This is a genomic window from Staphylococcus sp. EG-SA-2, from assembly GCF_017152085.1.
Map to the genome: position 1 here is coordinate 1 of NZ_JACYHC010000467.1, position 22,191 is coordinate 22,191.

General features: G+C 35.7%; 26 protein-coding genes and 2 pseudogenes. 2 read left to right on the forward strand and 26 right to left on the reverse strand.

What is annotated here, in order from left to right; all coding sequences use genetic code 11:
• Positions 1-82 (forward strand): annotated as a pseudogene (locus tag IDG60_RS22165) (hypothetical protein); the annotation flags it as partial.
• A 5-nt stretch (positions 83-87) separates the two neighbouring features.
• Here IDG60_RS22165 and IDG60_RS06535 read toward each other — a convergent pair.
• The 4 genes and pseudogenes from IDG60_RS06535 to IDG60_RS06550 form a co-directional block, all read right to left on the reverse strand.
• A pseudogene (locus IDG60_RS06535) lies at positions 88-227 on the reverse strand (hypothetical protein).
• A gap of 684 nt (positions 228-911) precedes the next feature.
• Entirely contained in the window at positions 912-1,097 is a 186-nt protein-coding gene (locus IDG60_RS06540; RefSeq protein WP_001286805.1) for a hypothetical protein, read from the reverse strand.
• A 1-nt stretch (position 1,098) separates the two neighbouring features.
• Entirely contained in the window at positions 1,099-1,209 is a 111-nt protein-coding gene (locus tag IDG60_RS06545; protein WP_000139423.1) for a hypothetical protein, read from the reverse strand.
• Between the two features lie 70 nt (positions 1,210-1,279).
• A complete protein-coding gene (locus tag IDG60_RS06550) occupies positions 1,280-1,432 on the reverse strand; it encodes a hypothetical protein (RefSeq protein ID WP_001788502.1) in 153 nt (50 codons plus the stop codon).
• A 374-nt stretch (positions 1,433-1,806) separates the two neighbouring features.
• Here IDG60_RS06550 and IDG60_RS06555 point away from each other — a divergent pair, with 374 nt between their 5' ends.
• Positions 1,807-2,364, forward strand: coding sequence for a DUF4888 domain-containing protein (locus IDG60_RS06555; protein WP_001035620.1), 558 nt, complete (start codon positions 1,807-1,809; stop codon positions 2,362-2,364).
• Positions 2,365-2,423: 59 nt separating this feature from the next.
• On the opposite strand, the gene IDG60_RS06560 is transcribed toward IDG60_RS06555, so the two are convergent.
• From IDG60_RS06560 to IDG60_RS06665, 22 genes are all read right to left on the reverse strand, one after another.
• Positions 2,424-3,836, reverse strand: coding sequence for an N-acetylmuramoyl-L-alanine amidase (locus IDG60_RS06560; protein WP_001141517.1), 1,413 nt, complete (start codon positions 3,834-3,836; stop codon positions 2,424-2,426).
• Positions 3,823-4,098: a phage holin gene (locus IDG60_RS06565; RefSeq protein ID WP_000351119.1), complete on the reverse strand. Its 276-nt coding sequence runs from the start codon at positions 4,096-4,098 to the stop codon at positions 3,823-3,825. Before IDG60_RS06565 ends, IDG60_RS06560 begins: the two co-directional genes overlap by 14 nt.
• Before the next feature lie 55 nt (positions 4,099-4,153).
• The gene (locus IDG60_RS06570; RefSeq protein ID WP_015978410.1) at positions 4,154-4,549 is read right to left on the reverse strand and encodes a hypothetical protein; all 396 of its coding nucleotides are present in this window, start codon (positions 4,547-4,549) and stop codon (positions 4,154-4,156) included.
• A gap of 5 nt (positions 4,550-4,554) precedes the next feature.
• Positions 4,555-5,727: a BppU family phage baseplate upper protein gene (locus tag IDG60_RS06575; protein ID WP_053507572.1), complete on the reverse strand. Its 1,173-nt coding sequence runs from the start codon at positions 5,725-5,727 to the stop codon at positions 4,555-4,557.
• Positions 5,728-5,739: 12 nt separating this feature from the next.
• On the reverse strand, positions 5,740-7,614 hold the full coding sequence (locus IDG60_RS06580) for a glucosaminidase domain-containing protein (protein ID WP_064305818.1): 1,875 nt from the start codon (positions 7,612-7,614) through the stop codon (positions 5,740-5,742).
• Positions 7,615-7,750: 136 nt separating this feature from the next.
• Positions 7,751-8,050 (reverse strand): DUF2951 domain-containing protein, encoded by a 300-nt coding sequence (locus IDG60_RS06585; RefSeq protein ID WP_000466769.1) that lies wholly within the window; start codon positions 8,048-8,050, stop codon positions 7,751-7,753.
• Positions 8,051-8,090: 40 nt separating this feature from the next.
• Positions 8,091-8,264 carry an XkdX family protein gene (locus IDG60_RS06590; RefSeq protein WP_001790193.1) on the reverse strand — a complete coding sequence of 58 codons (174 nt, stop codon included), beginning with the start codon at positions 8,262-8,264 and terminating at the stop codon, positions 8,091-8,093.
• A 3-nt stretch (positions 8,265-8,267) separates the two neighbouring features.
• Positions 8,268-8,645: a DUF2977 domain-containing protein gene (locus IDG60_RS06595; RefSeq protein WP_061644684.1), complete on the reverse strand. Its 378-nt coding sequence runs from the start codon at positions 8,643-8,645 to the stop codon at positions 8,268-8,270.
• Positions 8,645-10,468: a BppU family phage baseplate upper protein gene (locus IDG60_RS06600; RefSeq protein ID WP_064305817.1), complete on the reverse strand. Its 1,824-nt coding sequence runs from the start codon at positions 10,466-10,468 to the stop codon at positions 8,645-8,647. Before IDG60_RS06600 ends, IDG60_RS06595 begins: the two co-directional genes overlap by 1 nt.
• Entirely contained in the window at positions 10,468-12,366 is a 1,899-nt protein-coding gene (locus IDG60_RS06605; RefSeq protein ID WP_031874266.1) for a phage baseplate protein, read from the reverse strand. The genes IDG60_RS06600 and IDG60_RS06605 overlap by 1 nt, the downstream gene beginning before the upstream one ends.
• Before the next feature lie 12 nt (positions 12,367-12,378).
• Positions 12,379-14,265 (reverse strand): SGNH/GDSL hydrolase family protein, encoded by a 1,887-nt coding sequence (locus tag IDG60_RS06610; RefSeq protein WP_001122001.1) that lies wholly within the window; start codon positions 14,263-14,265, stop codon positions 12,379-12,381.
• Positions 14,266-14,275: 10 nt separating this feature from the next.
• A complete protein-coding gene (locus IDG60_RS06615) occupies positions 14,276-15,217 on the reverse strand; it encodes a phage tail family protein (RefSeq protein ID WP_064305816.1) in 942 nt (313 codons plus the stop codon).
• 14 nt (positions 15,218-15,231) lie between these two features.
• The gene (locus tag IDG60_RS06620) at positions 15,232-18,117 is read right to left on the reverse strand and encodes a hypothetical protein (protein ID WP_017431803.1); all 2,886 of its coding nucleotides are present in this window, start codon (positions 18,115-18,117) and stop codon (positions 15,232-15,234) included.
• A 3-nt stretch (positions 18,118-18,120) separates the two neighbouring features.
• Complete coding sequence (locus IDG60_RS06625; RefSeq protein ID WP_000880587.1) at positions 18,121-18,405, reverse strand: hypothetical protein; 285 nt, start codon at positions 18,403-18,405, stop codon at positions 18,121-18,123.
• 44 nt (positions 18,406-18,449) lie between these two features.
• Complete coding sequence (locus IDG60_RS06630) at positions 18,450-18,956, reverse strand: tail assembly chaperone (RefSeq protein WP_000134337.1); 507 nt, start codon at positions 18,954-18,956, stop codon at positions 18,450-18,452.
• 66 nt (positions 18,957-19,022) lie between these two features.
• Complete coding sequence (locus IDG60_RS06635) at positions 19,023-19,580, reverse strand: tail protein (protein ID WP_000057582.1); 558 nt, start codon at positions 19,578-19,580, stop codon at positions 19,023-19,025.
• Positions 19,581-20,006, reverse strand: a complete 426-nt coding sequence (locus IDG60_RS06640; RefSeq protein WP_000270192.1) for a DUF3168 domain-containing protein — start codon at positions 20,004-20,006, stop codon at positions 19,581-19,583. It lies immediately after the preceding gene.
• Positions 20,007-20,018: 12 nt separating this feature from the next.
• Positions 20,019-20,432 (reverse strand): HK97-gp10 family putative phage morphogenesis protein, encoded by a 414-nt coding sequence (locus IDG60_RS06645; RefSeq protein WP_001151330.1) that lies wholly within the window; start codon positions 20,430-20,432, stop codon positions 20,019-20,021.
• Positions 20,419-20,754, reverse strand: a complete 336-nt coding sequence (locus IDG60_RS06650; RefSeq protein ID WP_000483041.1) for a phage head closure protein — start codon at positions 20,752-20,754, stop codon at positions 20,419-20,421. Before IDG60_RS06650 ends, IDG60_RS06645 begins: the two co-directional genes overlap by 14 nt.
• Before the next feature lie 11 nt (positions 20,755-20,765).
• Positions 20,766-21,116 (reverse strand): head-tail connector protein, encoded by a 351-nt coding sequence (locus tag IDG60_RS06655; RefSeq protein WP_000177351.1) that lies wholly within the window; start codon positions 21,114-21,116, stop codon positions 20,766-20,768.
• Positions 21,117-21,121: 5 nt separating this feature from the next.
• A complete protein-coding gene (locus IDG60_RS06660; protein WP_000002931.1) occupies positions 21,122-21,265 on the reverse strand; it encodes a hypothetical protein in 144 nt (47 codons plus the stop codon).
• 11 nt (positions 21,266-21,276) lie between these two features.
• Positions 21,277-22,191 carry a phage major capsid protein gene (locus IDG60_RS06665; protein WP_000235168.1) on the reverse strand — a complete coding sequence of 305 codons (915 nt, stop codon included), beginning with the start codon at positions 22,189-22,191 and terminating at the stop codon, positions 21,277-21,279.

The following is a 22,191-nucleotide window of genomic DNA, read 5'->3' on the forward strand; positions in this document are numbered from 1 at the left end:
AAGTGAAGATGTCTTTAAAACTTATGGTCCATTAGCAACATCTGTAGTGAACTTAATATTATTAATAGTTTTCTTATTTTAACTCACTTATACAACGAATCTTAATCGAACTAATATCGAATTATCTTTAAAGAATATTTGATGTAGTTTTCAATTAATTTAATAAAGACCAGCACTCTAATGCCACAATCATATTGTATTTGTGTTGTCGCTTTATCCACCATCAATGATTATTTTTTACACCAATCAAAAAATCGGACTGATATAAATAAGTACAAAGCTTATCTATCAATCCGATTTAGTTATAAAACAAAAAAAGCCACAGTAATGTGGCTTTTTGTTATATTCAGTATCAAAATGGTATCAATACCCATTTCCGGAAGTCAAGAATGGCTTAACAACGCGGTTTAAAGCTATCCAATACTACCTTCCATTTCGATTGAAAAAACTAATTTTTAAGGACTTATTTTTATAGAAACATTGATTTAATGCGATTTAAAATGAAGTTATTTCTCTCGATATTTTGAGGTTATTATTTTTTGGTATCAAAAATGGTATCATTTGTAGTTATTTTAGCTTCATATATTAAAATAACCACACTCCTAAATTAATAGGTGGTGTGGTTTGATCATTTATAATATAACATAAAAAACAACCACCCAGTAACTAGTATGGGTGGTTAAGATGTGCCTTTAGCACTTAATAAAACCGATAATATGCTTTATTATGTCGCAAATATTTCAGCGACTTGTTATGCACCACCACACAAACTTACTCCCATCCAGGAACACAGAGCTTTGTCGCTCGTCAGCAACGTCATATGAATTCTCAGTTCATGTTGTGGTGACACTTTAAACGGTCTGTGCCAGTAGCGACCGAGTCATTTCAAGAATGACCATTTCACATTTATATTATAACACTTGTCGTGCGTAACTGTATAGTTTTTCAGTTGTATTTAAAGTTAAGTTATCTACTTCGCGCTTTCCTTGCCTTAATTGTGAAATTACATATTGCGCTACGCCAGTTTGTTTGTGAATTTGGTAACCTGTTATATCACTTTTGATCAATTCAATTATTTTTAATTTATAATCACTCATATTATCTACGTCCATTCTTTTTATCTAAACAATAAAAATGTGTTTTTCTCCCGATAAATAATAACAATGGTAGGCTTAATAAAAACAATATTAAATACATTTGTTCTGTCATAATTGAAAACCTCCAAATAATATTATATTATATAAGTGTAAGGAGGAGCCATCAGGCTCCAAGCATAATGTTAATCTTTGTTGTTTGGCTTTCGGTCTAGGTAGCCGAGATGCCATTCTCTAAGTTGTTTTAACACTTCTGGAATTATCAGTACTGCCAATACTTGATGTTCTAGAAGTGTTTTTATTATGTCTAGCATGAGGCTTTTCACCTCCTTACACATAATTTGTAAGTCATCAACTAACCTACAAATATAATTATACTAAACAAATGTTTATTAGTCAAGTGTTTTTTAAAATTTGCATAAAAAAATAGGCAAGTACCGAAGTACCTGCCTAAACAACAACAAGATTAACATGTGAATAATGGAAATAAAAAGTCAGCCCGAAGGCTAACTTACGAATAGATGAAAATTTGAACACATTGCTGTGTCTAAAACGATTATAGCATAAATGACGAATATTTCTAGCTCAAAATTATTATATTTCAATGATAAAATTTTATGGATTTGTTAATAATTATTTAATTGATTTACATAAATAATAATTCTAAAATTACTTTGTAATCGATTGCAAATAAGTTATAGGAGAAAATAAAATGAATAAAAAACTATTAACAAAAACATTGATAGCAAGTGCTTTAGTTTTAACAACAGTAGGTTCAGGTTTTCATTCTTCTTCAAATTATAATGGTATTAATAACGTTGCAAAAGCTTCTGAAATAACAGATAGCGAATTGTGGAAAAATGTAAGAGACGCTTTAAAAGACGCAAATATCATTGATAAAACAGACAAAGAAACGATTAAAGTAAAATATAAATTAAAAAACGGTGGAGAGAGCGAAATTTCTGGGACTGCGAACTTAGATAATCTTAGTAATACTAATAACAGCACCGTTAGTCCTGATAGCGTTAACCGTGTCGATATTACAAGAGTTAATCCAAACGGAAACACAATAGAGGCAAATGATGCATGGAAAAAATTAGTAGATAAATTAAAAGAAAAGCATATTGTTAAAGTCGGTGATAAAGTAACTATCCATAGTAAAGATCCTTCTGATGAAAAAGTATATGGCAAGGTAGGAGATCAAGATTCTAATGTAAAAAATAGACTGATTAGTCCTAAAGATATAACTCATATAACAATAGAAAGATAATCATTTTTAGAGGTAGGAAGAAAATAACCTACCTCTTTTCTTTTTATAGGTACAACCTATTAAGCCCACTCAATCGTGCCCCAATATTTTTCATTTTTAATCTTTTGTTCCTTATCAGTAATTCTACACACTGCACAATAGAAATTGTTAGTACTAGAGCCCTCACGTTGATATTTGAATCTAATCCACCAGTAGCCATCTTTTTTAATGACTTGGTCGAATTTTACCCAATCATCTTTTGTGTATAGCCATGAATCTTCTTCAACGACTGTGCCGGTTAATCCAGCTGTTTTTCTGACTCTTATAGCTTTTTCTGGATTAGGATAAAATACGCCTTTCCAATTCCATGTTATTTTGTCAGCGCTTGGCTTACTACTTGGCGCATCAATTTGTCTGCCGTTAATGGCTTCAGCAATCCGCTTCGTGAAGCTGTCTAAATTGTTTTTAATGTAGTTTAAATCTTTCGTAGATGTGATAAAACCTAATTCGATTAAACGATAATTAAGATTAAGATCAGCAGACACGTTAGCGTTCAATAAATCCCCTCTAGGTGTCACACCTCTTATTTTACCCACTGTTTTATCTAATGCACTACTTAATGCCTTGTCAATGTCATCAGCTGGGAAACGATCGCTAATGATTACATGCCCGCCACTTGCTTGTGGGCTAGCAGAATCTAAATGAAACTCTATGATTGCATCCGGTTTGACTTCACTTTTAATCCAGTACATGCCATAATCTTTATAGTTTCCAACACGTTGACCGTACAATGTATCTTGATATAAATCTTGATTCATCGAGTTGCCACCGTATAACAATACTGTGTTGCCTACTGACTCAAGATACTTTTTCACTCTAGGTATAATATTTTTACGGTTAAAATCTCTTTCGTTTTCTCCATTCGCAACGGCACCTGGGTCGTTAGAGTATGCACCAATACCATGACCAGCCACAAGCATGATTTTTTTACCTTTTGATAACTTATCTTGTTTAACTGGCTTCACTGCGCTTCTTAGCTTATTAGCGGTCGTTTCTTTTGCGTAGAATGGACGGATAAACCACATAGGGAAGTCGTAGCCGTGTGTGCGTCTTGTAGTAACTTCTGGTGGACTCCAGTAAGCACCGCCTAGCCAGTTCTGCTCTAAAATAGTTATAGAATCTAACGTAGCGCTTATTACAATACCTACATGACCATAACCACCACCATAATTACGGTTAAAAATAACGACGTCGCCAGGCAATGCTTGAAACGACACAGTATTTTCGTAAACGGTTGCCTCGTTAGTGAAATCATTCCATGTTGGAATGTCTGCAGCGCCCACACCTTTCAACCTGTGATTAAATAAGTAAAGCCAATATTGGTTAGCAGTATCGAAGCATTGACATCCAAATGCATTGTCTGGATTCCACGCCTTACCCTCTAAACTTTTAAGATAACTAATAGCTTGACTGTATGTCCTAACCGACGGCATTGTTATCATCTCCGTTCACTTTAGGTGCGCCACCAGTTGACTGAATGCCAGCTTTTACTTCATAAATTTTTTGTTGCCCTTTCTTAGATGCGTGAGTAAAGTTGTTATTCTTCCACCACGTCCAAATTGAAACAATCCCAGTAACGACTGTGCTTATAAACACTTCGTCAACTGGGATTGGAGAAATATGTTTGATTGCTAAAAACTGATTGATCCATGCGACTATTAATAAAATTGTTCTTACGATTGTACCGATATCCATTTGTTTACTCCTTTTATCCAAAATAAAAAACGACTAAAAAATTAGTCGTTTAAAATTATTCAATGGTCAATGTTGGAGATCCTGAATAAACATCACTTATAGTGACATACAATATCCCTGAAGGATTACTAAAGTTGATGTTTTTACTTGCCACTCCGCTATTGACTCCTGATATTCCTAAATCACTTGACCCTAAATTAGTTTGCGAAATCCTCATTATACCGCTACGTACATTTTCTATTGTCACCTGATAACTTTTATTAGGTTCAACTCCATTTATTGTCCATTTTGCTGTTGATTCTTCTATGCTATCCGGATATTTATTTTTAGGTAAGGGTTTTATTACAAAAGATGAAGGCTTTTTCCATACTTGGATATTTCCAGCATATACTTTTGTATATTCTTCACCTTCGTAAATAAACTTCTTTACATTTTTAAAATTACCTTCCATAAAAATCACCCTTTAATTAAATATAACGTATTCGGGTCTTTTTGATATATATAGTTATATTCATTTTCTGTTCCTGTCCAAATTTTAACCGTCGGTTGAGATGCGCTTTTTAGTTGATATAAATTATCCGCTTGTTGTTTAGTAAAAGCTTGAGATGACAAAACATACCGCTCGTCATGATTATGATTTTTTGGAGCATATAAATCATTTAGTGTTTGTTTGAATTCCTCAAAATCTTCTGTACTAACTTTTGAGCCAATCTGTTGCAATACACTTTCTGAAATAGAGTTGTTTTGTATTGCTTCTGCTAATTCTCTTAATGTATTCATAGATTCAGGCGCGCTATCAACTAGTTCAGCAATTTTTGAATCCGTATACGTTTTAGAGTCGTTGAGAGTTGTATCTTGGATTTTTTTAACTTCTTGCAATTTATCTTCTAACCCTTCAACATTTGCGATATTGATTTTATCCAATAACTCAGGTTCTGCTTTGATATCTGTATCTTTACCATCAATTTGCCACATTTTAGTGTCAGGATTGATTGATACTACAGTACCGTTTTTACCGGGTGCGCCTTGTTCTCCTTTTTTACCTGCTTCACCTTTTGCACCAGGTTGTCCCGGTTCGCCTTTATCACCTTTCGCACCTTTAAATCTACTTTCATTCTTTTCGATGTAAGAAATGACATCTTTATCTATTTTCTCTTTAAAGTCTTTGCTCAATAAATCTGTCGCGTTATCTTTTAAAATTCTCGTAATAGCATCATCTACCAATTTAACATCGATTTCTTTTGCTACAGCAGATTCAATACCACTATCAACGATATTGAAAGAAAAGTTCGCAACATGTATTTTTTCTTCTTCTTTCTCTAAAAACAGCTTACAACGTACATAACCAGCGTGTTTGATAACCTTTTTAGGTATCTTGTAGGTAAGGAACCCTTTTACAACATCGTCGATAATAAGGGGCTCATTTTTGAATATAGAACCATCTTCCATAAACAAATGCAATCTAGGTGTTAAGCCATGTGCTTTTAGATCGATACGACCTTGTTTGTCATTGATACCTATTCTTATAGATGCTGTATTTTCATCTTCAGTGTAAAATCGACAGCCAATGTCACCTAAGTCAACACCATCATTTTTTATTCTCGTTTCAACATCTTTTATTTTGTACATTTACACACCTCTTTATTTATATTTATCTCTTATAAAGTAGATACCTTTTAAGCCGATTTGTTTATATAGCTTAGCGATTGTACTAGCTTGATGTTGGCACCACTCTATAGCAGTAGCGTATTGGTGCGTAGCTGGATTCTTAGGATTCCATCTGATTCTGTACAGTGTATTCTGCCCTTTGTTGATGTAATCCTTTCTTACGAAGCTAGCACCGCCCATGATTGCTTTTGCTGGAGATGTCCAACCTTTATTCTTAGCAAATTTCATTGCATAATCAGGGTCGTTGTCTAATGCACCAATACCGAAGTAATTATATGCACCGTATCTACCACTAGCGAAGTTACTTGTTCCGTATCCACTTTCTAAGAAAGCGTGCGCGATCAAATAAATTTCGTTAATGTTGTTTTTCTTACAAGCTTCCGCGAATGCTTTGCCTTGTCCGTCGAGCGTTCCTTTTCCTTTAAGTATTTTGTTAAGCGCACTAACTGAAATGCCTTGATACTTTCCTAAATTAAGCATTTGGTAGCATTGCGTGTTACTTTCCCATATTCGCTTAACATTCATTGCCGAGCTCGTTTGTGCTCGTGTTGCATTAGCCCAGCCCCATGTATGAGATTTTTTCGGGTTACCCCTAGACATTTGTCTATCCAGTGCTTGCTGGAATGTGAATGGACTTGTTTCAGTAACGATGCTTGGTTTTTCGTCTGATGCAGTGGGTCCTCTTGTTGACGCACTGTCAACCGATGTTTTATCACTAATTCTTATTGTTGTTTTTGTAGTTACTTCTTTAATATTTTCTCGTTTCAATATATCTCGTTTGATGTACGTCTCAAGCATTTTCTTTTTGACTTGCTCATACTTTGCGTCATCCGGTATACCTTGCTTAATCAAGTCGTAATTAATTAAATCTTTCATACTACGCCAAATATTAGGGTCTACCTTTAACGTCGTTTCAGATAAGTTTTTATCAATCCCTGACAATAACCAAACACCACGTATTAACGCTTGTATTTGATTCAATAAGAATTGTCGTTTGCTATCTGTTTGACCACCACATACTTCAATAACTAGCCAATTAGGGTGACGCGGGTCATCAAAATTGGTTGGTCTAGCAAGCCATGTAGCCTCTCTATCGACATATAAATGCGGTATTTCATAATCGCTTATAAACTTATTTCTTTGCGTATACAGTTCGTCTACAGAACGCATATGCATTGATTCTTTTATATATAATCCTTGAATATATGAGCGTTCATCACCCATTACAACTATATGATCAATGAAGTGCTCTTCTTTATCTAAAACATTGCTGTAAGCAGTGTATTTTACTGTTTTAACTTCTTTAAATTGCGGTTTCTTCGCTTCGCCAGTAATTGTTGAGTCATTGGCTTTTGATGCTGAACTTGTATCAGTACTACTAGGTTTGCTAGTATCTTTTGAGTATGGAGGCCTAACAAAGCCTGTAACACTTACATAAGGGTGTCTTACTAATCTTCCTGGAGAACCTGTCCAACTATTAGAATTAACCCAATTTTGGTCAACGCTATAAAAATAACTTTTATTAGATGGTCCTACTACTATTGCGGTGTGTCCGTCCGAACCTATTCCGTTGCCAGGGTGCCAAACTGCGATGTCTCCAGGTTCCGGTACAAATCCAGATGAATAACGATAGAATCGGAAACCCTTAGGATATCTGTAATTAGCCATATCCTTAGCATTGCCCCATGTTACAAAACCCCAATATCTTTTAAAAATAAAGTTAGGTGTATCCCAACATTGACTGCCCCGATAATTATCTATATTAATCCTCTTACCAATATTCGACTTTGCCCACTCCACCACTTCACTAGCTGTAGGCTTTCTAGTCTTTGGGTTAGGTAATCCCATGTATGCACCTCATTTCAATCAAAATAAAAAGCCAGTGCCGAAGCACTGACTCTTAACTGTTATTTACATTTACCAAACCAGAAGCACGCCCAGAAGCTATATCCTAAAATCCCTTTAAGCATGGTAATCACCTCCTTTAAATACCAAAAATAGTTCTTAGTAAAGCTATGACAATCGTACTGAAGATAGTCCCTATCAAACCGAGAATCCACATTTTCATATCGCGTATATTTTTGTCGTTTTCTTTCTTATTTTTTTCGTCTATCTGTCTTTCCCTCTGGATAGCATCTAAAGTTTTATCTAATTTAATGTTAACTTGCTCTTGAGTTTTTTGACCTAATTTAATCTCATTGAGAGTGCTAAGCATTGTTTTATCATTCTCTTCTAATCTTCTAATTCGCCATTCATGTTCGTGCCGTTTGGTAAATCCAAACATTACGCCACCTACTTTGTGTTAAATTAAAAAGCCTCAAGCATTACACCTGTGACTTTTCATCTTTTGCCTCTGGATATTTTTCACCAGTGATCAATGCATATTCTTCTTTGTCGATTACACCCATGTCTACGTACCACTTAATTTGCTCATTTTTATAGCAACCCCACACATAAAAAGTTTTAATGTCTTTAAAAGTTGGATAAATCATCTTCATCATTTAAACGTCCCCCTCAGTATTTGTTTTACCAGCTTTTAGTTCAGTCAACTGTTGTGTTAACATAGCGTTTTGTTGCTTTAATTCCATCGCCAAAATGTTTACTTGCGTCACCTGCATTTGCATACTCGCAACCATTCCGCGAAGTTCCTCATCACTTAAATCTGATGCACTTTGTTGATTTGATGCATTCGGTACGTCTTCTTTTTCAAAATTGCTGTTATATTTAATTTCGCCGTTAGTGAAAACAAACTTTCTAGGTTCAAACTCTTCTTTGAATTTAATAGGCACATTGTTATCATCTACATCTAAACTATTGCGTAATCCGCCAGTATTAACGTATCCGATAACTTCGTTTTTATCGTTTACTGTGATTTTCATTATTTCCACCCCATAATTTTAGTTATAGTAACTTTGTTGGCATTCGCTCCAGAACCTGATGTTTTACCTAAATCAAAGTACACATCGTTATCTATTCTTAAAGTAGTGCTACTTGTTTTGGATAGTAAGCACTCATAAATACCGCCACCGTTACCGTCTGAGTCAACTACATTCGCTTTGCTTAATTGAATTGCATTAGGTAATGCGGTTAGTCCGAATCCCTCAATAACGCCACCTGGATAAGTTCCACTTACCAACAAAATAGAATAGTTTGTGTACGGTTCAGTTAGATTGATTGTTGTACCTACACCATTTGCGCCACCGTCGAACAATACCGTTGATTTATGTTCATTAGGAACTGTCCACTGTTGCTCAAGTCTGCCGTTTGTGATTGATCGTGTGTAAATCTTTTTAGAGTTATAAGGCGTGAAGTTAAATAGCTTGTTTGTATCATCTTTAACGAATACCGATAAATAACCCTCATAACTTTCAACGCTACCTGGTAAATCCGGCACTCTTGTTGCATAGTAATTACCTGCAGTTAGATAACCCAAATCGCCTTGTGCATTATTCAAGTTAACTTGTATTGATTGGCCGTTAGGCTCAGTTAACTTATGTTGTTGCCAACTCGTTGTTCCGAATTTATTATCTACATACTGCTTGGCTTGATTTAAAGCGTTGTTTGATGTTTCTTCGACGAATTGCTTAGTTAAATCGCCGTCATTTTTTTTATAAAACGGGTACCATGTGCCACTAATTTTATATTTTGTATATTCGTCGTTTGAATCATCTGGATACCATGTTGCACGTGCCGTACTATCATCAACAACATAGACAACTAACACGCCTGATTTTCCTAAAGTGTTAGGAGCTATCGGAATATCTGAACCATCGTCAACGCCATCTTCTTTAGGTGTATCGACAGTACCTATATCTTTAAATGAGGGCGCATCTGTCGCGCTAGTGATATGAATAATCCTAGATGTGTTAACTGTGCTTAAAACGCTATCTATGGACTGCTCAGACGATTCGATTGCTTTACCGTAATCATCTGTAAGTTTAGACTTTTGCCAATTTGTTGTTGAATTACCTTTAACAAGGTCAGCGCCATTGATTTGTTGTTCAACTTCGTTAACACGTTCAAAAATCGCTTGCTCTTTTTCAACTATTTTATCGACTTCAGCTGTAACAGCTTGTGTTGCACTAGTTTGCGTCGCAGTAATAGCTTGTATAGCTTCGTTTTGCTTGATTTCGATTTGTTGAATGCCTTTTGTCGCACTATCATTCACTTTTGCTATTAACGTTTGTGTATCAGCCATATTTTGCTTTAATTGGTTAAAGTCTTTACCGACAGCTTCGATAGTATCTTGAATAGATTTGATATAAACAAGCTTTGTTATACCATCAAACCCACTAACTAAATCATTTTCAATATTGAAGCTAAATTGACGTTCAACAACAACATTATTACTCCCGTTTTGTGTAAAGAATGCCTGAGCATGCACCTTGCCTGAATGTTTTAAAAATTCATTCGGTATCGCATACTGCAAACGCCCATTAATTGCGTCTACTATCGTTAATTCGTCTGAAATATAAGCGCCTCTATCTACGTTATAATCATCGGTTTTTAACACGATAGATGTTTTAACATGTTCAGAACTTATAGATAACGGTCTGTTATTCTTAGTTACTGCAAAATTTAAAACACCAGTTCCTCTATCTGATTCATAGAAACTGATGTTTGTGTCAATAACCGGATTATATTGTGATGTTGTTTGTAACTCGATTAAGTTATCATCTTTCGAAAAATTATCTACTACCATTATTCAACCACCTTTCCCTCGAATAAACTCCATTTACCAACGCCACCAGTACCAAAGTTTCTAACTAAAAATTGATGTGCAGACGGGAAGTTATTACGTCTTAATACTTGTGTTGTGTTACCTGGTGTATTCGATTTTACTTCTAATATCCAACCTGCAATACCTTTAAAGTCTTTAGGAAAATCAGTAAATCGTTTTGATTCTTCAGTAGTGATATAGAAATCTAAACCAACGATTTTTAAATCTGATAATTTTGTAATATTCTTAGGGATATGTTCCCAATAACCGGCGTTTTGCGGACAGAAATTCCATGCTCCGTTGTTTTTCTTATTGAAAATGTCAATGACACGTTCGAATTTAAGCATATTTCTACCTGTGCTGTTTCTGGTAAGTACTTGTCTTAGAGCACCATTATAGTGTCCAGGCAGTACATCAAAGAACCAACCTGCATCTCTAAACGCTTTCGGTAACGGGAAATCTAACGCATTTTGTGTGTCTTGCGTATAGATATAGTAATGACCAACTTCCGTAATATCACTTAGATATGCTGGGTTCTGTATTGGTAACGGTTTAACACGTCCACCTGAATCAGTCATCGATACTTGAGGTGCAATGTTTTTTAAGAATTGGTTAACACCTCTTTGGCCGATAGAATAAATTGAGTGATGTCTGTTATTACCAGGTCCAATAGTTACCCCTATTAAAAGTGCTTTACGTCCTGTTTCTAGATCGTAATACATATCTAGACCCTCAGCTTCTTGGAAGTCTCCTTTAAAGTTATTATTCACACCGCCAATATCGATACGTCGTTTAAATAACAATTCTTTTGTTTTTATATCGAAACCTTGTAAGTAGTTAGGGTTGGCTGTATTCGAATCACCTGTATACCAATATAAGATACCTGCATCATAAGTGATACCTTGCATAGGTTGTGTATCTGAAGTGTATTCCATAGGTATATCCATTTGATACAATACTTTGTCTATACCTTTATCAATATCGTCAGCACTTCTTACTTCAATGAAATTCAATGAATTCTTAGCTTGTCTTTCAGAAGCTTTATATTCACGTCTGAAAATCATTAAATTTTCTATAGGATTATAAATCGCTGACGTATATCTGTCGTTAAATATATTCGGCATGACATCTTGCATTTCATTACCATAAGTTATTTCTCCAGTTCTATATTGGAAACGTACAAACTTGTTGTTTTTGTTACTGTCCAATACAGCTGAATAAATCCATAATTCTCCATCAATGTATCTATACGCATTGTGTGTACCGTGACCGCCGTTTTTAACAAGCAATCTATCAATAAATTGTCCGTTGGGCTTCAATCTAGATAACATGTAATGATTACCTGGACGAGCTTGCGTCATATAAATAATTTTCGTTCTAGGGTCTACCCAAAATGATTGCATTACTGCGTTAGTATATGGCGATAAATCTGTGATGAATTCCGGTTCTTGCTCTTTTGGTTCGAATCGGTATTCTGTCGCTCGATATTCTTTATAGTGTTCATCTACAGCTTTCTCAACCTTTTTAGTGAAAGCATCTAGTGTTGAATAATCATGATACAAACGATCTTGCAATGTCTTATGACCATAACCTGTATTATCAATACGCGCGTCTTTTACTTCATTGATACCGTCGCCGTTATGGCCTAGAATCATATTGCTAAAACGGCCATTTAAATACGTTAAATAATCTTCAACACTGTCATTCAAGTATTTAATTTGTTTCGCTGAGTGTGCGTATATTTCTTCTTTTTGATGGTATATAAACATTTTCTCAAGTTTGCTCATACCTTCATCTAACAAGCGATAGTTATACTCATGTTGAGCAACTATTTTCCGACCTGTCATTGAATGTAAACTTGTAATTAATCCGTAAGCCATTGGTTGCCTCCTTTAGTCGTAAAAACTGTAATAATCCTTGATTAACTCGTACATAATAACCTCGTGACCTTTTTCGTTAGGGTGTAAGCCGTCCTCCATGCTCGCTTTCCTAAAAGCTGGATTGTATGGCTTAAAGTAATCTGTGTGATATGCGTCAAACACTGGTACATCTAACTCACTACAAGCTAATATTTGAGCGTTTACATAGTCCTCAAGTGTTAACCCTAGTTTGTTTTTGTCCGTGTCTTTACGGCGTATTGTTGTACCACTCATAGGGCATTGTCTTGTAGCTGTCATCACTAGTATTTTTGAATCTGGATTATTCTTTCTAATAACTTCAATTGCAGAACAAAAGGCACCGTAAAACGTTTTTGTATCCGTTTTATCAGTGCCTATCGGTACGCCTGCCCAATAACCGTGTAACCAGTCATCATCAGTGCCTTGTAATATGATTAGGTCTCCTCTTATTTGCTCTGCTTGTCTATAAATGCTGTTTTCTACCGCTTCTTTACCTATTGGAACTGTTGCCATTGTTGCGCCACCTCTTGCAAGATTAGTCGTTTTAGCTTTCAATTTCTTGCCTAACATTTCTGTGAAATTAGTTTTTGCGTGCGACCCTCTAGCTACAGAGTCGCCAATCGTTCCAATTGATTTGATGTTTCTTATACTTGATTGACTAGTAAAGTCGTACATGATCGTACCATTAGCAGTTGTAACTGTTTTAGTATTCATCTTATCGACTTTAGCGTTTATTTTTTCATTCTGCTTAACCAATTCATTATTTATAGATAAACTTGCGTTAACTTTTGCGTTTAATGCTTTTAGTTCTTTAGATGGGTCGGATTTTGTAGATTTTACGCTTTTAACATAATTTGCAGCATCATGAACTGCTTTGTTATAACGATTACGCCTTGTAAAGTCTCCTAATACTACATCTTGCTTAGTGATATTATTGTACGCATCTCTATGTGTAGTGATTTCGACTATTCTCACTAAGTCGTTATATCCTATGGCAGAATCCACCACTCTAACAACATCACCTATTTTAGGGTTAGCTTCTGGGAAATGTTCACGTAACGCTACAAAGTCTAAGGAAATAGAAGCAGTGACACTTTTCTTTATCAATAACTCCATTGCTTTTTTTAAACTATCTTCTTTTTTAATACGTCCATCAACAAGCGGTGGCGCTTCTCTTTTACCTATCAATTGTGCTAATGGATGAGTGAATTCAATTTGTAGTCCCGCTTCTGCAAAAGTCTGTTGTCCATCAAAATCACCATAACCTTTAATAAAGGTATAACATTTAGATGCATCTTCTTGTATTTTGACGTTATCAGCATTCACACCAGCTTTAATGTAATAATTGGCAAACTTAGATAATTCATCATACAAATGAAACGTTTTAGTCTTTGCATCGTATTCATATTCGAGATGATAACGCTCAAGTCCTTTTTTAAAGATTTCTAATCGTGTATCTCCTTTGCCTAATCCCTCGAATTTAGATGCATCTACTTTTGGATGTAATACATACTTATAACCCGTTCCTTTAAAGACAGTATTGAAGAACTCAACGCCTGTAAAACTTTCGTTATACTCTTGGTAAATCCTAGAATTGTTAAGGTCATCAAGTTCTTTTTGCCTAGCTTTGATATCAAGCCTTATTTTTTCGCCAATAGTAGACTTATCAAGTATGACAATTACATATTCGTTGAAATCATCTTCACCTTCAACATGAGTGATCGTCCACATTTTAGTTATAGCACCTATTGCGTCAAACGTACTCGCGTTCTCGATAATAGTTAGATCCAAAGAACTATCTTCATTTAGCTTTTTACTTACCTTTGTACTAACATTAATAGCGTGCCCTACACCCTGTAGACTTTTTAATAAAATTGGCATAGGCTACTCCTTATCTAAAATATAATTTGTGTCTAAATGTAATTTGTTTCATTACTTTATTAGACTTGAATCGATTCCAGCCTGGATATAAAACCGGTTGTTCTAAAGTTTTATTAAAAGAATCTATATTTAAATAACCTCTATAGGTATGTTTACCGTCGAAGATTATTTTATCTCCGGCTTTTAAATCAACTTCCTTAATAACTGAGATATTTCCTTTATCTGTATAGAAAGTGAATCCATCCTTATCATTAGCTTTAACATCTTCAGCTAACTCTATTTCAACAACATTAAACTGATTAAACTGTGTTAAAGGAACATCACCGTTATAATAAACTTCTCCTGAGTTAGTGTTGTAAAATGTCATTTGACGCCTCTTATCACCTTCGTTTGTAGGCAATCTATCAGGTACCGACCATTTTTCAGGGTCGTTATTACTTTCAAAATCAGTACTATAACCGACACTTTCAAAGTATGGTAGTTCGGTTGTTTCAAACGACAAAGAAAATTCCCCTGATGTTTGTGTTGTGTCAAAAGAAACTTCACTTACTAGTCCTACAAAAAGTTGTCGTCCATCAACATAATCAAGCTCAAATGCTTGTTTGTCTTTTGGTATATCTAATATATGCTCATACTTAATTGAATTGTCTGGTGTAGCTAATTCCCTTAAATAAAAACGTCCAGCAAATAGTGCTTGGACGTCTGACTTTAAATGTGAAGCATAAGCAATTTTAGGTACTTTATACCTTATCTTAATCTCTACTTTTTTAAGTTCTTCTTTAGCGTAATTATGAAATCTACCATCAATACCCTCTATATCAGAATAGTTACGATGATATCCTGCGCCTGTAACGTTATATTCAACTACTTCCAAGTGATTATAAGTGAAAGGATTGTCACTGACGCGATACTGTGAACCATTCCTTATTACTTCTATATCGTGCGCTATCAACTAACAAACCTCCCTTATAATAAGTTGAAACTTCCGTCTATAGCGTTCATGTCATCAATGCGTGATTTAATTAAATCAAGGTCGCCCTCATTTCTAATCGTTACATTCACAATAGGTCTATTATTTTCTTTTAAGCTATGTTGAACATCGCTAGTCATGTGTCTGTCTATAGAAGTACTTACAGGATTTACTATACTATCTGTCAAAGTAGAGGATAGCTCTTTATTAAAGGCACTGCCAAAGTCTGTAGCAATTACTTTTGCTTGTGATACCGCTAAACCTTTACCTAAGCTACTACCTCCACCGTGTCCACTTACGAATGAAGTTACAGAGTCCCAAGCTGATGAAATCGCATCGCCTACCGCGCTGACTACTTTGTGCGCAGCATTGGCTACACCCTCAGCTACTTTGCCGATTAATTCCGCTCCGGCATTTAAGAAATCACTGAAGAAACTTTTAATCTTACCAAGTGCATCACTCATACCGTCACCTACATTTGAGACAACTCTTTTAAACCCATCAGCTACTTTACCCGCGAAACTTGTAACTGTATTCCAAATGTTAGAAACCCATTCAGAACCTTTTGTGATAATAAAGTTTAATGCTTGTCCCATTTTTTCAGCCACACTCCAAGCAACACGACTGAACCAACTTGTAACAGTGTTCCAAATACTGCTAACAAAATTAGTGATTGTACTCCATATCTGTGACCAACTTGTACCAAACATTGAAAGCGTTCGATTCATTACGCCAGTTAAAAAGCCGATAATTGACTCCCAAACTGATTGCATGTATTGCCAAATCGTATCAAGTACATTGGTAACCGTAGTTTTAATAGTCTCCCAAGCACCTGAGAAGTCGCCAGTAAGCAACTGAATTAAAGCAGTGAATAAACCTACTATGATTTGGACAGCTACGGATATCACTGTTCCTATGGCTTGGAACGCAATTGTAATTAACGTCCACAAACCTTGTATGATATTCATAACATTTGTAATAATGCCTATTACCAAAACACCTAAAACTTGCATGAATACTTGTCCTAATACTTGTAATATAGGCATGATTGGCTGTAATGTTGATTGAATTTTGCCCCACAATTGAGTTAACCAATCTACTACACCTTGAATCGCACCGGAAACTGCTGTTTTAATACCGTTCCAAGCTTCTGTTATTGTTTTTCTGAAATTCTCGTTTGTTTTCCATAAATAAACAAGAATACCAATGAATACACCAATGACTGCAACTACTGCTAATATTGGCCAAGAAATACTTGTGAAAGCACCAGTCAATAAACCGAACGCTTTACTTACCACCCCAGTTATTCTAGTTAAATCCAGTATTCTTTTGACAACATTCAATAAAGTCATACTAAACACATTACTTAACACACTGCTAACAGCTGCGATCGGAGCCATTAAAGCCCAAAATACGCCACCTAAAATACCGATAACACCGATAATTTGAGCGACTGCTGGGTGTGCTTCGAATAGTTTGGCGATAAATCCAGCTAAATTAGTAATGAAATCTAGTAATTTACTAGCTATAGGAGCCATTGCAGTACCAAATGCCACTAACGCTTTTACGATATTACCGATTAACTGCATAATAGTAGGACCATTCTCTTGAACGTAACTGATAAAGTCTTTAAATCCTTGTGATTGTCCTACTTGTTCTGACCATGCTCTAAATTGAGAAGTTAATTTAACTAACCAGTCAAAAATGTTAGAACTGTTTTGAGCAAAAGCAATCATTAAATTACCAATACCAGCGAACACATTGCCAAATATCTGACCAATCTTAGGTAAGTTAGTGGTAGTGTAGTCAATAAACGCTTTAATAGCATTCTGACCAGCCACACTATTAGCCCAATTTTGGAAAGCTATGGACATGTTCTGTAGTCCTTGAGACACAAATTTGAACAACGGCATTAATTGAGTGAAAATGTTAATTAATCCGTCGCCAAATCTTCCTGCAGCGTTCAATAAATCTCCGAAGATTGCGCCACCTATGCTATTCAATGCTTCAAATGCTTTCTTAGTTGTTTCAGAATGTTTAACCCAATCCTCAAACTTTCGTGCGTTTGCTTCAACCAGCATAGATACTTCAGATAAGAATGGTTTTAATTGAGACATCGCACTTGTAACACCTCTGATACCTGCTGACATCGCATTAAAGATACTTGCTTGATTCTCTTTAACAATATCACGCCATGTAGTTTTTAACTGATCGCTCGCATCTCTAAAGTTTTGAACTTCTTTTGTTACTGCCAATGTTCCATCTTCAACCATTTTAAGAGCGCTAATAGCCATTGCACCAAAGCCAACAACTCCAAGACCTGCGACAGAGAATGCGCCAACTAAACCTAAAACGCCACCACCTAATACACCAACCGCATTAAGTACTGCCATTATTGCAGGTACTAATCCGGCAATCACTGGTATCAATGCTTGTATACTAGCAATCATTAAGCCTTTAACTTGTTGTGCAAAAATTGTACCAAATGTACGAATTTTAGTAGCTAGCGCGTCCATTTTCTCACTATAATCAGTTAAGGACTGATTCAGTGCCTTAGTTAAAATTTGGGTTTTTGTCATACCTCTCGTATCGAAATTAACTTTTATTGTTTTGTTGTGTAACGTGGCCAACATCGTTTTTGCACTAGCAATTGCACGTTTTAACGGTGAATTATTACCATCTATTTTAACGTTATGTTCACGCCATTTTTGCGCCATAGCTTTAGCGCGTTGTAAAGCTCTTTGGAATCTTGAAATATCTGCTTTTACATCTGTTTCAATTTCGTTTGGTACAGACGTCTTTGCTAATCGTTGAGCTTTCCTTACGTTGCTTTGGAAATCTCTAATATTGGCCATAATCTTTGCCATAAAATGAGTATCCAAAGGCTAACCTCCTTTCGATTCAAGGAATTTTCTTGTACCTTCTTTGAAGAGTTCACGTCTTCTTTTTTCTTCTTCTAATCTAGCTTTTTGTACACGAGCATAGCTACCAGGTTCTCTTATTTCGTAACGTTGTTTCTCAATGTCACGAATCATACTAGTTAGCCTCTTAGAAGCTTGTACTAAGCCGTTAGCTTGCGCTTGTTCAATTAATAATTGTCTTTGATCTAGGTACCTATCCTGACCACCAATAAGCCAATCACGCCATTCAGCAGGTGTTAGTGCTAACAATTCATGTTCAGGGATATATCCTAAATATCTAGCTGTCAGTTGCCTTATTTTTGAGTAATCGTGTAAGGTTCTGCGCCCATGATTTCCTTGTAATTCTCTTTCATCATTTCTATGCCTGCTTTCGTCATTTCTTTGTCCTCGCTTTTGGCCATATTCGGTGCTTTGTTCAATGTCATCCAGTACGAGCGACTCTCCCTCTTGAAAAAACCACTATTGTTAAGTTTGTCCAAAGCCCCTTGTAATAACGGCAAAGTATCCTCGTTTTCAGTGATGAAATCATCAATTGCTTTTTCTAATTGTTCTCGAGTTGGTGGGTTTTTTAAATAAGCAGTAGCACATTCCCAAAATTGTAAAATCGCTTTGTTTCTAGATTCTAGCAAACCGTTAAAGATAACATTGAATCCTGGCATTGCTCCTTTTCTCCCATCTTCGCTATCTTCTGAGAATTTTTCAGCTTTTCGGTCAAATGCAAATGTTACTTTTGCTTCTACTTCGTAATCTTTTTCTCCGTCATTAATTTTTAATGTTGTAATTGGATTAAATTCAGTCAAAATATATACCTCTTTTCAATTTTTTTATAAAAAAATAGGGAGCTTACGCCCCCTTGATCTATTAGTTTACATAGAATGGTCTTCCGTGTGTGAATCAGATACAACACTAGCTTTCTTTTGATTCTCGAATGTTCCGACTTTTTCGCCGAATTTTTCGTATTCAACTGTAGGCGCACCTGCAGCTTCAAACCACTCTTTCGGCAAGTTATCTTCAGCACCTTCTGCTGTATTCCATTTAACTTTTAATGATAGTTCGATTTTGTCACTTTCATCATCAAATGACATTTCAAATGATTCTGGAACAACATAACCAAACATTCCGTGATGTTTACCGTCTGCACGTTTATTACGCTCATAAAGCCATATACGCAACTGTCCACCTGTTTGTACAGCGTGTTTCACTGCTTCAATTCCTTTATCTCCAGGCACATTACCAATTGTTAATTTAAATGATTCTGACATTGCATTGGGAGAATAGTCCGTTTTACCGCCTCGTACTATTTCAGCTAAATCATTTTCAATCGTATGTCCACCTTCTTGTAAGTCAGCTAATAATAAAGATTCTACTGGATCTAAGTCAGTTTCAGCTGGACGTACAACTGCTAAATAGTTTTTTTGCGCCATTTAATACACTCCTTCGTTTTTCTTTTTATGTCTGTACTTAAATAAAAGCCGTATCGTGCCATGCTTAGTAAACCTGTCTATATCAGGGAATACTGCTTGACTATCGATACGGCTAAATTGAAACTCGTAATTATCTATTTCTATAGGTCTGTTAAGCACATAACCTATCGCGCTTAAAATGAGCTTAGCCTCGTATTGTGTAGCGAACTGTGAATACACATGTATGACAATACCGACTGTTTCTCTCATTGTTGCGCTAGATTCGTTGTTAGTGACGTTTGATTCACCCACAACAATATATGGGTAAACAGCGTCATCTTGAACAACGTCAAAGACCCTATCATCAACTAGTTTGTTAATGTTAGGGTCTGAGATTAATCTTTTATATATTTGATTTGTAAGTTCAGGCTCAACTGATACCCACATATTTAACCACCTCTATGAAAAATACTGCTCGAATGTCTTGCGTCCTGCGTCAATTGCAGGGTTCCAAAATGGCTGTGGCGCTTGACCATATGTGGTGTACCATTCGCCGTCATCACCTTTAAAACTCCACGGAATCTTTGTAGCACGACTACCACCAGGACCAGTAGCATATATACCAGTACCGTATTCAACGTATATTGCATAATCTGCGCCGACACTTATAACACTGGATAACCCACCATCGAAATATTTAAAGTCAATACTTTCTTCTAAAAAACCTAAGTCAACAGGAGCTAATGCTACAGCAGTGTTGTAAATCTTCGTCGTTGTTTTAGCAATACCTTTTTTAACCCACTCTTCTATTTTCTTATCGAACTTATCCAATTCAACAACCATGCTATCAGCACCGTACTTAACTTTTGCCATATGGCACCTGCTTAAGTCGTAGTAACTTAATTTCATGTTGTCCGCCCTGATCTACAGAATCACCTTCAATACTAAAGATTCTACCCTCATACTCAAATAAATTGTTTTTAGATATTGGCAAGTCATAAGGTACATATAGGTTTCTGTCATATTCTTGTGACATTTGATGAAATTTTAGTTGTTCAGATGTAGTAGGCGTATCCATAAATCCTTTAATTGTTTTATCGCTTACAAAGCGCTCTTGTATAATTGGATACTCTCCTACTTTTTTGATACTTCCAATAGAAATAGTGTGAGGGAATTCGTCGTATGGGTTAAACACAAACAACACCTCTACCTTATTGGTTTAAACGGATGAAACTTTGCTCGTTTATACCTGTTTAATACTCCACTAATGTAATCAGGGACACCATCGTTATAAGTGTACGACACTGTCCCCATACTTCTTGACTTTAAATTCTTTTTAACTTCAGGTCGTTGATAATACTCTAGGACATCTGCGACATACTTTTTGATTGAGTAAGGATAAATGACTTGACCATCTTTCATAAAATCATTGTTTGTTATATCCCTAACATCTTCTAGTATTCCGTCAACTTCCATCTTAAATATTTCTTCTTCATCACTTTTAACTTCCACTCCATTTTTCTTGAGTAAAAGTTTAACATCTTCATAAAGAGTCATTTTTATCACTCGCTCTTATCAGACGTAGTACGACGTGATTTAACCTCTTTGTAACCGACAAGACTGTAATAAGAGTCAAACGCCTTCTTTGTAACAGTAATAGTCATATTGTCTTTTTTTACCTTAATCTCTTCTGCAGGATTAGCCATCATATCTCCTCCTATTCAGTTGGTTTAAGCGTTGCGAACGCTTCTGGTTTAACGTTCATGTATGCAATATGCATCGTCGCACGTAAAGCGAACATATCACGTTCAAATAATGATACTGGTTGGCCAGAAGCATCTGATGCTTGTAACGTCGTTAACGTGGCATCTTCAGAAATTGCATACTCAATACCTTGTAAGATACCGTAACGTGCGTAATCCCAATCACCCATTAGTGCTAACGATTTCTTTTTGTCGTATACATCCGCTCCAGTATAAGATAGTGGTAATCCCATAATCTCGTTCCCGTTAGCATCAAATAATGGTCTGTCATTAGCATCTAAAGCATTACGCATTTTACTTCTGAATGAACGTGTAGTTAATACTCCGTTTGGATCTAACTCTTCATCTTCAATAGTAGCCATTAATGCCGAAAGGTCTACGTATAAATTATTAGTATCTGTAACAACGTTACCTTTCTCTTCTGCGCCTTCAACAAGCGGTTTACCACTAGTTGAAGTGTTGTAAGGTGATTTAGTACCAAAGATAACAGCTTGGTCAAACGCTTTGTAAAATGCCTCTGCAATTAGAGGTTTAACCTCATTAAAGAAATCTTTTGCAGTCCATTTAAGAAACTCTTTTGATAACGGAATAATTACACCAATTTTCTTAGCTTCCATTTCTGCTTGTGCATATTCAGGCTTAGAAGTTTGAATACGTTCCGTTTCTGATACCCAGTAGGCGCCTACACCTTTTGCTAAGTAAGTAAATTTTTTCTTTTGTGCTGTCATTGGCTCATTTTTAGCTAATTTCATAATTGCTGAATTAGCCATAATGTCTTTCATGATTAAAGTACCTTGTTCTGCTGGAATAACGCCGTTTTTAAAATCCGATAAAATAACATTGCCTGGCGTGTATGTTGGAGTTGCCAT